The organism is Streptomyces sp. NPDC005566 (genome assembly GCF_040605575.1).
Lineage (GTDB): Bacteria > Actinomycetota > Actinomycetes > Streptomycetales > Streptomycetaceae > Streptomyces.
This window is the reverse complement of record NZ_JBEXDB010000003.1, coordinates 198,339-211,135: the sequence shown is the minus strand read 5'-3', so window position 1 is coordinate 211,135 and position 12,797 is coordinate 198,339. Positions and strand designations below refer to the sequence as shown.

12 protein-coding genes are annotated in these 12,797 nt (G+C 71.8%); all 12 read left to right on the top strand.

Annotated features, from left to right (window positions below):
• The first annotated feature begins 45 nt into the window (after window positions 1-45).
• The 12 genes from ABZS61_RS06270 to ABZS61_RS06215 all read left to right on the top strand — a co-directional run bounded on the left by ABZS61_RS06270 (window position 46) and on the right by ABZS61_RS06215 (window position 12,538).
• A complete protein-coding gene (locus tag ABZS61_RS06270) occupies window positions 46-840 on the top strand; it encodes an aldose 1-epimerase (protein WP_356416848.1) in 795 nt (264 codons plus the stop codon).
• A gap of 44 nt (window positions 841-884) precedes the next feature.
• The gene (gene pyrE / locus ABZS61_RS06265; RefSeq protein ID WP_329209525.1) at window positions 885-1,424 is read left to right on the top strand and encodes an orotate phosphoribosyltransferase; all 540 of its coding nucleotides are present in this window, start codon (window positions 885-887) and stop codon (window positions 1,422-1,424) included.
• Between the two features lie 189 nt (window positions 1,425-1,613).
• A complete protein-coding gene (gene fbaA, locus ABZS61_RS06260) occupies window positions 1,614-2,645 on the top strand; it encodes a class II fructose-bisphosphate aldolase (protein ID WP_356416845.1) in 1,032 nt (343 codons plus the stop codon).
• Between the two features lie 85 nt (window positions 2,646-2,730).
• Window positions 2,731-3,891 carry a MalY/PatB family protein gene (locus ABZS61_RS06255; protein WP_356416843.1) on the top strand — a complete coding sequence of 387 codons (1,161 nt, stop codon included), beginning with the start codon at window positions 2,731-2,733 and terminating at the stop codon, window positions 3,889-3,891.
• Between the two features lie 189 nt (window positions 3,892-4,080).
• Window positions 4,081-5,592: an MFS transporter gene (locus ABZS61_RS06250; RefSeq protein WP_356416841.1), complete on the top strand. Its 1,512-nt coding sequence runs from the start codon at window positions 4,081-4,083 to the stop codon at window positions 5,590-5,592.
• A gap of 46 nt (window positions 5,593-5,638) precedes the next feature.
• The gene (locus ABZS61_RS06245; RefSeq protein ID WP_329209531.1) at window positions 5,639-6,052 is read left to right on the top strand and encodes a DUF3151 domain-containing protein; all 414 of its coding nucleotides are present in this window, start codon (window positions 5,639-5,641) and stop codon (window positions 6,050-6,052) included.
• Window positions 6,053-6,214: 162 nt separating this feature from the next.
• Window positions 6,215-7,063, top strand: coding sequence for a tryptophan 2,3-dioxygenase family protein (locus tag ABZS61_RS06240; protein WP_356416838.1), 849 nt, complete (start codon window positions 6,215-6,217; stop codon window positions 7,061-7,063).
• Window positions 7,056-8,252, top strand: a complete 1,197-nt coding sequence (gene kynU, locus ABZS61_RS06235; protein WP_356416836.1) for a kynureninase — start codon at window positions 7,056-7,058, stop codon at window positions 8,250-8,252. The genes ABZS61_RS06240 and kynU overlap by 8 nt, the downstream gene beginning before the upstream one ends.
• A 138-nt stretch (window positions 8,253-8,390) precedes the next feature.
• Complete coding sequence (locus ABZS61_RS06230; RefSeq protein WP_356416834.1) at window positions 8,391-9,266, top strand: alpha/beta hydrolase; 876 nt, start codon at window positions 8,391-8,393, stop codon at window positions 9,264-9,266.
• 74 nt (window positions 9,267-9,340) lie between these two features.
• Window positions 9,341-10,657: a histidine kinase gene (locus ABZS61_RS06225; protein ID WP_356416832.1), complete on the top strand. Its 1,317-nt coding sequence runs from the start codon at window positions 9,341-9,343 to the stop codon at window positions 10,655-10,657.
• Window positions 10,654-11,322, top strand: coding sequence for a response regulator transcription factor (locus ABZS61_RS06220; protein WP_329209540.1), 669 nt, complete (start codon window positions 10,654-10,656; stop codon window positions 11,320-11,322). Before ABZS61_RS06225 ends, ABZS61_RS06220 begins: the two co-directional genes overlap by 4 nt.
• Window positions 11,323-11,332: 10 nt before the next feature.
• A complete protein-coding gene (locus ABZS61_RS06215) occupies window positions 11,333-12,538 on the top strand; it encodes a cytochrome P450 (protein WP_356416829.1) in 1,206 nt (401 codons plus the stop codon).
• Window positions 12,539-12,797: the final 259 nt, after the last annotated feature.

The following is a 12,797-nucleotide window of genomic DNA, read 5'->3' as shown; positions in this document are numbered from 1 at the left end:
CGGGGACGGCGGGACAGCCCCCGGCCGCGCCAGTAGTGTTCTGGGGTGAGCAGAGCTGCGAAGGACGTCCGGCTGACCGCCGGCGACGCCGAGTTGACCGTTGACCCCGTCCATGGCTGCCGGATCCGCAGCCTGCGGATCGGTGGCACCGAACTACTGCGCCAGGGCGAGCGGTACGGCTGCTTCCCGATGGTGCCGTGGTGCGGCCGCACTGAGAACGGCCTGTTCCGCAACGGCAGCGAGCTGCACCGGCTGCCGGTGAACTCCCCGCCGCACGCGATCCACGGCACCGGCCGCGACACGGACTGGCAGCCTGCCCGGCAGGACGAGGCCGAGGCGGCCTTCTTCTACGACCTGGCCGATCCGTGGCCGTACGAGGGCCGGGTGACGCAGTCCTTCGAACTGACCGAGGACGCACTGACACTCCGCATGGGTGTCGAGACCTACGGGAATTCCTTCCCGGCGCAGGCAGGCTGGCACCCCTGGTTCCTCCGCAACACCGGCGGCCAGGATGTGCGGATCGACTTCGATGCCGCCTGGCAGGAGGAGCGCGGCGACGACCATCTGCCGACCGGCCGCCGGATCGACCCCCTTCCCGGCCCCTGGGACGACTGCTTCGGGATGCCCGAGGGCGTCGATGTGAAGCTCACCTGGCCCGAGCAGCTGGAGCTGACGGTGAAGAGCCGGGACGAGTGGGTGGTGATCTACGACGAGCAGCCCGAGGCCGTGTGCGTGGAGCCGCAGTCGGGCCCGCCGAACGGGCTGAACACCGCGCCGCGGCTGGTCACCCCGATCGACCCGCTCGAGATCGTGACGACGTGGAGCTGGGTGCGGCTCTGAGACGTGGCCGCGGCGCGGTCACGTCAGCGCTTACCCTCGTGGACATGACTGACGTACGCGCTGAGCTGCTCCAGCAGATCAAGGACAAGGCCGTGGTGCACGGCAAAGTGACCCTCTCCTCGGGTCTGGAAGCCGACTGGTACATCGACCTGCGCCGGATCACGCTGGACGGCAAGGCCGCGCCGCTGGTCGGCCAGGTGATGCTCGATGCCACCGCCGAGCTGGACTACGACTGCGTCGGCGGTCTGACGCTGGGCGCCGACCCCGTGGCCACCTCGATGCTGCACGCCTCCGCGGCGCGCGGGAAGAGCCTCGACGCGTTCGTCGTCCGCAAGGCGCAGAAGGCGCACGGGATGCAGCGCCGGATCGAGGGCACGGACGTCAAGGGCCGCCGCTGCCTCGTCGTCGAGGACACCTCGACCACCGGTGGGTCCCCGCTGACCGCGGTCGAGGCGGTGCGCGAGGCCGGTGGTGAGGTCGTCGCCGTTGCCGTGATCGTGGAGCGGGGTGCGGCTCCGGCGATCGCCGAGGCCGGCCTGCCCTACGTCAACGCCTACGGGGTCGCGGACCTCGACCTGGCCTGACCTGCACGTTTTCCGAAGGGCGGCCGGTTTCACGTGAAACCGGCCGCCCTTCGCGTACGCCCGTAAAGATGCTCCGGCCACGGGCAGGGTGGAGCCGGGGCGAGAGTCTGGAAAGATGGGGGCGACGATGACGTCGCCCCCAGGTCAGGGACCAGCACTGCACACCCGCACATCCCAAGGAGCGGACAGATGCCCATCGCAACCCCCGAGGTCTACGCCGAGATGCTCGACCGGGCGAAGGCAGGCAAGTTCGCCTACCCGGCCATCAATGTGACGTCGACCCAGACCCTGCACGCTGCGCTGCGCGGCTTCGCGGAGGCGGAGAGCGACGGCATCGTCCAGATCTCCACCGGTGGGGCTGAATTCCTGGGCGGCCAGCACAACAAGGACATGGTGACGGGCGCCGTAGCCCTGGCCGAGTTCGCGCACATCGTCGCCGCCAAGTACGACATCACGGTCGCCCTGCACACCGACCACTGCCCCAAGGACAAGCTGGACACGTACGTACGTCCGCTGATCGAGGTCTCCGCGGAGCGCGTCGCCAAGGGCCTGAACCCGCTGTTCCAGTCCCACATGTGGGACGGTTCGGCCGAGACCCTCGCCGACAACCTGGCCATCGGCCAGGAGCTGCTCGCGAAGGCCGCCGCCGCCAAGATCATCCTTGAGGTCGAGATCACCCCGACCGGTGGCGAGGAGGACGGCGTCACGCACGAGATCAACGACGAGCTGTACACGACCGTCGACGACGCGCTGCGTACCGCCGAGGCGCTCGGTCTGGGCGAGAAGGGCCGCTACCTGCTGGCCGCGTCCTTCGGCAACGTCCACGGCGTCTACAAGCCGGGCAACGTCGTCCTGCGTCCCGAGCTCCTCAAGGACCTCCAGGAGGGCGTCGGCGCCAAGTACGGCAAGGCCGCGAGCAGCCAGCCGTTCGACTTCGTCTTCCACGGCGGCTCCGGCTCCACGGCCGAGGAGATCGCCACCGCGCTGGAGAACGGCGTCGTGAAGATGAACCTCGACACCGACACCCAGTACGCCTTCACCCGCCCGATCGTGGACCACATGTTCCGCAACTACGACGGCGTGCTGAAGGTCGACGGCGAGGTCGGCAACAAGAAGGTCTACGACCCGCGCAGCTGGGGCAAGTCCGCCGAGGCGGGCATGGCCGTGCGTGTCACGCAGGCCTGTGCCGACCTGCGCTCCACGGGCACCAAGCTGAAGTAAGTACGTCACGGACGCATCGGGCCCGGCTCCCTTTCCTGGGGTGCCGGGCCCGTTCCGTGTCCGACCGGACCTTGAGGAATCCGCTGTGAGTACGCCTGCGCGCTACGACTTCGACACCGTCATCGACCGCCGGGGCACCTGGTGCGTCCAGTGGGACGGGGTCGCCGACCGGTTCGGGGTGGACGGGCTGCTGCCGTTCACGATCTCCGACATGGACTTCGAGACCGCGCCCGAGGTGCTGAGCGCTCTGCGCGCCCGGCTCGACCACGGGGTCCTCGGCTACACGACCTGGCAGCAGGACGACTTCCGTTCGGCGATCGCGCACTGGTACGCGACCCGGTACGGCACGGAACTCGATACCGGCCGGCTCGTCTACGGACCGTCCGTGCTCAGCCAGCTCTCGCAGCTGCTCCAGATGTGGACGGGCGAGGGGGACGGCGTGGTCGTCCACACCCCCACGTACGACGGCTTCCGTAAGGCGATCACCGGGCTCGGACGGGAGCTGCGCGGGGTGCCGGTGGGTGACGCCGAGGCGCTCGAGCGGGAGCTGGAGCGGGCCGACGCGAAGGTGCTCGTGCTGTGTTCCCCGCACAACCCGACGGGACGGGTGTGGACGGAGGCCGAGCTGCGCGAGATGGCGGCGCTCGCCCGGCGCCACGGGGTCGCTGTGATCAGCGACGAGATCCACGCGGACTTCGTTCACGACGGATACCTGCACGTGCCGTGGATACGGGTGGCCGGTGACGGGCGCTGGGCCGTGATCAGCTCGGCGTCGAAGGCCTTCAACTTCCCGGCGCTGACCGGTTCGTACGGGATCATCGGCGATCCGGCGGACCGGACGGAGTACCTGCGGCGCATGGAGACGGCGGAGGGGCTCGCTTCACCGGCCGTGCTGTCGCTGACGGCACACATCGCCGCGTACCGCGAGGGCGGGGCGTGGCTGGACGAGGTGCGGGAGTACGTCGCCGGAAATCTCGCGCTGATCGCGGAGCGGCTGAACGGGGCGTTCCCCGAGCTCGGGTGGGCGCCGCCCCAGGCGGGCTACCTGGCCTGGATCGATCTGCGTCCACTGGGTGTGGACGACGAGGCCCTGCAGCGGGTGCTGGTCGAGAAGGAGAAGGTCGCGATCATGCCGGGCGCGGTGTACGGGGCGCCGGGGTTCCTCCGGCTGAACGCGGGGTGCCCGCGGAGCAAGGTCGAGGCCGGGGTGGCGGCGCTGGTGCGGGGGGTGCGGGCGGTCCGGTAGGGGTGCGGGTGCGGGGCCGCTGGGCGCGGGGTGCGCCTGCGGCGGGCTGTTCACCTGCCCGCCCCTTCCGGAACCGGCCCCTTTCCCGGACCGGGGCCCTTTCCCGGGGCTCGCTCCTCGATCGCCGGAAGGGCTTCATGTGGGCCCGCCCCGATGGCCCCGGGCGGGGGGAGCCGCGATGCTGCTCGTATGACAGACGCGGCCGACGGCACAATCCGGGTTGCCTCGCCCGCCGGGCGGTGGATCGTGCTGACGACCGTCCTCGGGTCGAGCATGGCCCTGCTCGACTCCACGGTCATCAACGTCGCCCTTCCCCGGATCGGCGAGGACCTCGACACCGACCTCGCCGCCCTCCAGTGGACCGTCAACGCCTACATGCTGACGCTGGCCGGGCTGATCCTGCTCGGCGGCGCGCTCGGGGACAGGTTCGGCAGGCGGCGGGTCTTCGTGATCGGCGTCGTCTGGTTCGCCGTGGCCTCGCTGCTCTGCGGTCTGGCACCCAACGCGGCCGTCCTGATCGCGTCGCGCGCCCTCCAGGGCGTCGGAGGCGCCCTGCTCACCCCTGGTTCGCTGGCGCTCATCCAGGCGAGTTTCCATCCCGACGACCGGGCCCGCGCCGTGGGGCTGTGGTCGGGGCTCGGCGGGGTCGGTGCCGCGGTCGGGCCGTTCGTCGGGGGCTGGCTCGTGGACGGGCCGGGCTGGCGCTGGGTGTTCCTGCTGAACCTCCCGCTCGCCGCCGTCTGCCTGCCCGTCGCCCTGCGCCACGTACCGGAGTCCCGGGACCCGGAGGCCCACGGCCGGTTCGACGTGCTCGGAGCCGCGCTCGCGGCCCTGGCGCTCGCTCTGGTCACCTACGCGCTGATCGAGGTGCCGGTGCAGGGCGCGTCCGCACCGGTCCTCGGGGCGGCGATCGGCGGGGTGCTGCTCGGGGTGGCGTTCGTCCAGGTGGAACGCCACCGGGCCGACCCCATGGTGCCGCCGTCGATCTTCGCGTCCCGGCAGTTCACCGCCGTCAACATCGTGACGTTCTGTGTGTACGCGGCTCTCGGCGGCTTCTTCTTCCTCTCCGCGATCCAGCTCCAGGTCGTCGCCGGCTACTCGGCGCTCGGCGCGGGCACGGCGCTCCTGCCGACCACCGTGCTCATGCTGCTCTTCTCCGCGTCGGCCGGTGACCTCGGCCGGCGCATCGGGCCACGGATCCCGCTCACGGTCGGCCCCCTGCTGGCTGCGGCCGGGATGCTGCTCATGCTGCGGGTCGGCCCGGGCGCCTCACTCTCCTCGTACCTGCAGGACGTCCTGCCGGCCGTCCTGGTGCTGGGCATCGGCATGGTCGTCCTGGTGGCGCCGCTCACCGCGACCGTCCTGGCCGCCGTCGACACGGGGCGGGCCGGGCTCGCCAGCGGGATCAACAACGCGGCGGCGCGGGCGGCCGGACTGCTCGCCGTGGCCGCGCTGCCGCTGCTCGCGGGGATGGGCCCGGAGGCGTACCGCGATGCCGGGGAATTCGCCGCGACCTTCCGCCGGGCGATGCCGATGTGCGCCGGGCTGCTGGTGGCGGGGTCGGTGATCGCCTGGTGGACGGTACGGACGACCCCGGAGGCGACACGCGCGTGCCGGCCCGAGTGCACGACGCACTGCGGGGTCACGGCCCCGCCCCTGGAGCCGGCGCGGCAGACCGCAGGACGGGCGGGCGGAACGTAGTCGCCCGGGTGTCCACGATGCGGGCGGAGCCAGGCACACTTGAACCATGTCCATCCACGAGAACCTGCTCGGGGGCCCCGCCCCGACCCACCTGCCCGACGACCCGGAGCCGCGCGAGCTCCTCGCCGGCGGCGCCGCGCCCGCCGATGTCGCGGCGAAGTACCCCACGTCCTCGCTGGCCTGGGCCCAGCTCGCCGACGAGGCGTACGAGGGCGGCCGGGTCATCGAGTCGTACGCGTACGCCCGTACCGGCTACCACCGTGGTCTCGACGCGCTGCGCCGGGCGGGCTGGAAGGGCCACGGCCCCGTCCCGTTCGAGCACGAGCCGAACCGTGGTTTCCTGCGCGCCCTGCACGCCCTCGCGCGCGCCGCGCAGTCGATCGGTGAGCAGGAGGAGTACGAGCGCTGCTCGTCGTTCCTCCGCGACTCCTCGCAGACCGCAGCCGACACCCTGGGCTGATCCCTCTCCGCACCCGTAGGGCCCCGCAGGCAGCACCGTCGCCTGCGGGGCCCGACGCGTCCCGCGCGGCCCCGGTTTAGGATGCGAGCAGGGGACCGGAGCTCCACCACCTCAGAGGAAGGGGCGGACCGCTACCCGGAAGCTCGTGTCGAGGAGACAGAAATGTCGACGATCAACCCCGACCCCGAAGCCACCGGTGCGGACACCCCGCACCTGGACTTCGCGGGAACGACTCCGTACGAGGACTATGTCCAGGCGGATGTCCTGACCCACCTCCAGCACCTCCGCTCGGACGATCCCGGCGAGATGGTCTTCCTGGTCACCACCCAGGTCATGGAGCTGTGGTTCACGGTCATCGTCCATGAGTGGGAGACCGCGACCCGTGCCCTGCGCGAGGACCGCATACCCGTCGCACGCGACGCCCTGAAGCGCTCGCTCCGGGAGCTCGAGGCGCTGAACGCCTCCTGGAAGCCGCTGGCCGGCCTCACCCCCGCCCAGTTCAACTCCTACCGGGGCTCCCTCGGCGAGGGCTCCGGTTTCCAGTCGGCGATGTACCGGCGGATGGAGTTCCTGCTGGGTGACAAGTCCGCATCCATGCTGGTGCCGCACCGGGGCGCTCCCCGTGTCCACGCCGAGCTGGAGAAGGCGCTCCACGAGCCGGGCCTGTACGACGAGACGCTCGCCCTGCTCGCCCGGCGCGGTCACCCGGTGCCGCAGTCGGTGCTCGACCGGGACCTGGCGCAGAAGTACGAGCCGTCCCCCGTGGTCGAGGCGATCTGGGCGGAGATCTACGCCGGTCCCGACCAGAACGACGAGCTCGTGCGGCTCGGCGAGGTGCTGACCGACGTCGGCGAGCTCGTGTGGCGCTGGCGCAACGACCACCTGGTAGCCACCCGGCGTGCGATGGGTTCGAAGACCGGCACCGGAGGCTCGGCCGGGGTCGCCTGGCTGGAGAAGCGGGCCACGAAGAACGTGTTCCCCGAGCTGTGGACGGCGCGCAGCCATGTCTGATCTCCAGGAGCGCGCGCAGGCGCTCGACGCCGCCGACGAGCTCGCCGGCCGCCGCGAGCTGTTCAGCCTCGACGACACCGTCTACCTCGACGGGAACTCGCTGGGCGCACTGCCCCGCCACGTCCCCGCACACATGCAGGACGTCATCACCCGTGAGTGGGGCGCCCTGCGTATCCGCTCCTGGGACGAGAGCGGCTGGTGGACCGCACCCGAGCGGATCGGCGACCGGATCGCCCCGCTGGTCGGGGCCGCCGCCGGGCAGATCGTGGTGGGCGACTCCACCAGCGTGAACGTCTTCAAGGCGATGGTCGCCGCGAGCCGTCTGGCCGCCGACGGCCGCGACGAGATCCTGGTCGACGCCACGACGTTCCCCACGGACGGGTACATCGCCGAATCCGCGGCCCGGATGACGGGCCACCGCATCGTCCCGGTCGTCCCGGCCGACGTGCCGGCCGCACTCGGCCCCCGTACGGCGGTCGTCCTGCTCAACCACGTCGACTACCGCACCGGCAGGCTCCACGATCTGCCGGGTCTCACCGCCGCCGTCCACGCGGCGGGTGCCCTCGCGGTCTGGGACCTGTGCCACAGCGCGGGCGCCCTGCCGGTCGGCCTCGACGCGCACGGGGTGGACCTGGCCATCGGCTGCACGTACAAGTACCTGAACGGCGGCCCCGGTTCGCCCGCCTACCTGTACGTCGCCGAACGCCACCAGGCGGCCTTCGACTCGCCGCTGCCCGGCTGGACCTCGCACGCCGACCCCTTCGGGATGACCCCCGAATACACCCCGGCGGACGGCTCCGTACGGGGCCGGGTCGGTACCCCGGACATCCTCTCCATGCTGGCGCTCGAAGCGGCGCTGGACGTGTGGGAGGGCGTCACGGTCGAGGCCGTACGGGCCAAGTCCCTCGCCCTGACGGACTTCTTCCTGGAGTGCGTCGCCGCGTACGTCCCCGAGGGCCGGGTCGTCCCGGTCACCCCGGACGCCCACGCCGAGCGCGGGAGCCAGGTCTCGCTGCGGTGCGAGAACGCGGACGACACCGAGCCGGTGATGCGTGCGCTCATCGAGCGCGGCGTGATCGGCGACCTGCGCCGCCCGGACGTGCTGCGGTTCGGCTTCACCCCGCTGTACGTCGGCTTCGCGGACGCCGAGCGCGCCGCGCGGATCCTGGCGGAGGTACTGGCCGCCTAGGGCCTTCCGTCCCGGACGGGCCCGGTCCTCGGACCGGGCCCGTCCGGTCCTGCCGCCGGTCCTACGACGGCCCGCCGTACTGATACCGTCCCCGCAGGTCAGTCCAGTTGGGCATATGCGTAGGACGGTTGGAGCAGCATGTCGGATTCTGCCGCGCGTGATCGTGACGCCGCCGAGACCGAGTCGGCGTTCGCGCATCCGGTGGTCGCCCCCGATCGGTCCGCCGCCTACGGCAGCCATCCCGACCAGGTGATCGACTTCTTCGCTCCGCGCGACGGCCGGACCGGTGCTCCGCTCGTGGTCGTCCTGCACGGCGGGGCCTGGCGTGCCCCCTACGACCGGCATCATGTGTCGCCGTTCGCGGACTTCCTTGCCCGGCGCGGGTTCGCCGTCGCCAGCGTCGAGTACCGGCGCGGCAGCGAGATCCCGCAGCAGGGCGGGGCCGGTCCGGTCGCGGGGCGCTGGCCCGAGACGTTCGACGACGTGGCCGCCGCGATGGACGCCCTGCCGGTGCTCGCCGCCCGGGAGCTGCCGCAGGCCGACATACGGCGGACCGTGGTCACCGGGCACTCGGCGGGCGGACAGCTGGCCCTGTGGGCCGCCGCCCGGCACGTGCTCCCGCTCGGTTCGCCGTGGCGGCTGCCCGCGCCGCCGCCGCTGCGCGGAGTGGTCGCGCTGGCGCCGATCGGTGACTTCGCGAGCGCCGTCGAGCTCGACGTCTGCTCCGGAGCCGTGCACCAACTCCTCGGCAAGGAAGCGGACTTCGAGGATCGCAGACTGCACGTCGATCCGGCCGAGCTGCTCCCGACCGGGATCGCGACGGCCGTCGTCCAGGGCGTCGACGACCTCACCGTGCCGCAGGCGGTCACGGAGGCGTTCGTGGACGCCGCGGCGAAGGCGGGGGAGATGGTCGGGCTCACGCTGCTGGACGCGGTCGGGCACTTTCCGCTGATCGACCCGTCGGCCGACGCGTGCGCGGTGGTGGCGGAGGAGATCGCCCAGCTGGCCTGGTAGTACTTGCGACGGACGGCGCAGGATCCGCATCACTGCTGACGACCCCGGCCGCGGTGGCGCCTACCTTGGTGAGCGTGACCGAGACGAAGACCAGAAGCCCCGAGTTCCGGCTGGCCGCAGGGGCGATAGACGGCCTGCGGCAGGACCTCTTCCACGACGTTTTCGACTACCGTCCGCTGGACCCCCTGGGCACCGGTGGTCCGGTGATCAAGAGGCTGCCCGGGGCGATCCGGAAGCGGGCGGTCTGGACGCCGCACGCGGTGGTCGGGGCGGTCGCGCTGATCTCGTTGCTGGCCGGCGTGTTCGAGGCGAACACCTACTCGGTGTTCGGGATAGCGACGCTCATCACCGGTGTGGTGCCGTCCGCCGCCCTGCTGATGACGCTGGTCCGCCCCGTTCTCGCGTTCTGGGTGTCGCTCGCCGCCACCCCGCTGGTGGCCGTCGCGGGCCACGGGGACTGGCCGTGGGGGCCGAACGCCTTCGCCTGCCACCTGGGCGTGCTGATCGTCGTCGCGGCGCGGACCCGGCCGCGTACGGCCGCATGGATGTGGCTGATCACCCTGGTCGCCGGGTCCTTCCTGGAGAACTTCGGAAGCGGTTACTCCCCCACCACCGGGCCCATGGCCGTCGCCTCCGCCTTCGCCCTGCTCCTCGTCACCGTGGTGCAGGTACGCCGTGACGCCGAGCGCGAGGTGACCGTGCAGCGCACCGTCACCGCCGTCGAGCGCGACCGGCGCACGCTCCTGGAGGAGCGCACCACCATCGCCCGTGAGCTGCACGACGTCGTCGCCCACCACATGTCCGTCGTCGCGATCCAGGCCGAGGCCGCCCCCTACCGTGTGGAGAACCCGCCGCCCGAGCTGGAGCAGGCCTTCGTCACGATCCGGGAGAACGCGGTCGCCGCGCTCACCGAGCTGCGCCGCGTCCTCGGTGTCGTACGGGCCGACGACTACGAGGCACCGGACGCCCCTCAGCCCACCCTGGCCGAGACCGACCGGCTGCTGGCCAATGTGCGGGAAGCGGGCCTGGAGACGGAGAAGACGGTCACCGGCGCGGTGCGCGAGCTCCCGCCGGGCGTCGAACTGTCGGCGTACCGGATCATCCAGGAGGCCCTGAGCAACACCCTGCGCCACGCTCCCGGCGCCACGGCCAAGGTGGAGATCGGGTACGTGCTCGGCGGGCTGGGGCTGCGGGTCGTCAACGGGCCGGCGACCGGGCTGGTCAAGCCGTCGCCCGGGGCCGGGCACGGGATCACGGGGATGCGGGAGCGCGTCGCGATGCTGAACGGCGAGATGACGGCCGAGGCCACGGGGGACGGCGGCTACGAGGTCGCCGTGTTCCTGCCCGTGGCGGCGGCGCAGACAGGCGCGGGGGAGGGTGGGGACGCATGAACGACTCCACCATCCGGGTGCTGATCGTCGACGACCAGATGATGGTCCGCGAAGGCTTCTCCGTGCTGCTCAACGCGATGCCCGGCATCGAGGTCGTCGGCGAGGCCGTCGACGGCCGGCAGGCCGTCTCGCAGGTCGCCGCCCTGCGCCCCGACGTGGTGCTGATGGACATCCGGATGCCGGAGCTCAACGGCATCGAGGCCACCCGCGAGATCGTCGCCGCCGACGCGGACGCCAAGGTGCTCGTCCTGACGACGTTCGACCTGGACGAGTACGTGTACCAGGCGCTGCGCGCGGGAGCCTCGGGCTTCCTGCTCAAGGACGCCTCCGCCCGCCAGCTCGCCGACGGGGTACGGGTGGTGGCGTCGGGCGAGGCACTGCTCGCGCCGACCGTGACCAGGCGGCTGATCAAGGAGTTCTCGAAGCTCGCCGAAGCACCCCGGCCGCCCGCCATGGCCAGGATCGGTGACCTCACCGAGCGCGAGACCGAGGTGCTCGTGCTGATCGCCCAGGGGCTGTCGAATCTGGAGATCGCCTCGCACCTGGTGGTCGCCGAGTCCACGATCAAGACGCATGTGAGCCGCATCCTGGTGAAGCTGGGGCTCAGGGACAGGACCCAGGCGGCCGTGTTCGCGTACGAGGCGAGGCTGGTCACACCCGGATAGCGTCGGGCTCATGCATGTGTCCTTCGACCCCTGGTCGCCGGCGTTCGTCGCCGATCCGTACCCCGCCTACGCCGCGCTGCGCGCCACCGGCCGGGCGCACTACTTCGAGCCGACCCGGCAGTGGCTGATCCCGCACTACTCCGATGTGTCGGGACTGCTGCGCGACCGGCGCCTCGGCCGGACGTATCTGCACCGCTTCACCCACGACGAGTTCGGCCTGGAAGCCCCGCCCGCCGCACACGAGCCCTTCCACACGCTCAACGGCCAGGGGATCCTCGACCTGGAGGCCCCCGACCACACCCGGATCAGACGGCTGGTCGCCAAGGCGTTCACGCCGCGCACGGTCGAGATGCTCGCCCCGGCCGTGGAGCGGCTGGCCGCCGAACTCGTCGAGAAGTTCGTCGCGGCGGGCGGCGGCGATCTGCTCACCGCGATCGCCGAGCCGCTGCCCGTGGCGGTCATCGCCGAGATGCTCGGCATCCCGGAGTCGGACCGGGGGCTGCTGCGCCCCTGGTCGGAGGCGATCTGCGGGATGTTCGAGCTGAACCCGCCGGAGGAGAGGGCGCGGGCCGCCGTACAGGCGTCGGTCGAGTTCTCCGCGTATCTGCGCGGGCTGATCGACGAACGGCGCGGGGACCCCGGTACGGATCTGATCACCGCGCTCATCGCCGCCCACGACGAGGAGGAGCGGCTGACCGAGCAGGAGATCATCTCCACCTGTGTGCTGCTGCTCAACGCGGGCCACGAGGCGACGGTCAACGCCACCGTGAACGGCTGGTGGACGCTGTTCCAGCACCCCGAGTCGCTGGCCTCCCTGCGCGGCGACCACAGCCTGCTGCCGACCGCGGTGGAGGAACTGCTGCGGTACGACACCCCGGTGCCCATGTTCGCGCGCTGGGTCCTGGACGACATCGAGATCGACGGCACCGTCATCCCGCGCGGCTCGCAGGTCGCGCTGCTCTTCGGCTCCGCGAACAGGGATCCGGAGCGCTTCGCCGAGGCCGGGACGCTGGACCTGTCCCGGAAGGACAACCCGCACATCGCGTTCGGGGCGGGCATCCACTACTGCCTGGGCGCACCGCTGGCCCGCCTCGAACTGGCCACCTCGTTCGGTGAGTTGCTGCGCAGGGCGCCGGGTATGCGGCTGTCGGCGGAGCCGGAGTGGAAGCCGGGGTACGTGATCCGGGGGCTGCGGGAGCTTCGGGTGGAGATCTGAGAAGAGGGCTCAGCTCCCCGGGGCCCGGAGCCCGGGGTCCCGGGGGCCGGGGAGCCGAGCCCGTGGGTCCCGGTCCCGCTACGTGGTCTCCGGTTCCCGTCGCCGGAAGCCCTCCAGCCCCAGCCACAGCAGGGCGGCCGCGATCAGGGTGAGGCGGCGGGCGGAAGCCGACCGCGGGGAACGAACCCCGGGGCGGTCGGCGCACACCCGCGCCACACCGGCTCACCGGCGCGCTTGCACGCCCCGCCTTCGCGGGATC

Excerpts from the sequence above, each read along its gene's own strand:
- fbaA (WP_356416845.1), top strand. The coding sequence starts at position 1,614 with ATGCCCATCGCAACCCCCGAGGTCTACGCCGAGATGCTCGACCGGGCG.
- ABZS61_RS06230 (WP_356416834.1), top strand. The coding sequence starts at position 8,391 with ATGTCGGATTCTGCCGCGCGTGATCGTGACGCCGCCGAGACCGAGTCG.
- ABZS61_RS06250 (WP_356416841.1), top strand. The coding sequence starts at position 4,081 with ATGACAGACGCGGCCGACGGCACAATCCGGGTTGCCTCGCCCGCCGGG.
- ABZS61_RS06220 (WP_329209540.1), top strand. The coding sequence starts at position 10,654 with ATGAACGACTCCACCATCCGGGTGCTGATCGTCGACGACCAGATGATG.
- ABZS61_RS06240 (WP_356416838.1), top strand. The coding sequence starts at position 6,215 with ATGTCGACGATCAACCCCGACCCCGAAGCCACCGGTGCGGACACCCCG.
- ABZS61_RS06245 (WP_329209531.1), top strand. The coding sequence starts at position 5,639 with ATGTCCATCCACGAGAACCTGCTCGGGGGCCCCGCCCCGACCCACCTG.
- ABZS61_RS06215 (WP_356416829.1), top strand. The coding sequence starts at position 11,333 with ATGCATGTGTCCTTCGACCCCTGGTCGCCGGCGTTCGTCGCCGATCCG.
- pyrE (WP_329209525.1), top strand. The coding sequence starts at position 885 with ATGACTGACGTACGCGCTGAGCTGCTCCAGCAGATCAAGGACAAGGCC.
- kynU (WP_356416836.1), top strand. The coding sequence starts at position 7,056 with ATGTCTGATCTCCAGGAGCGCGCGCAGGCGCTCGACGCCGCCGACGAG.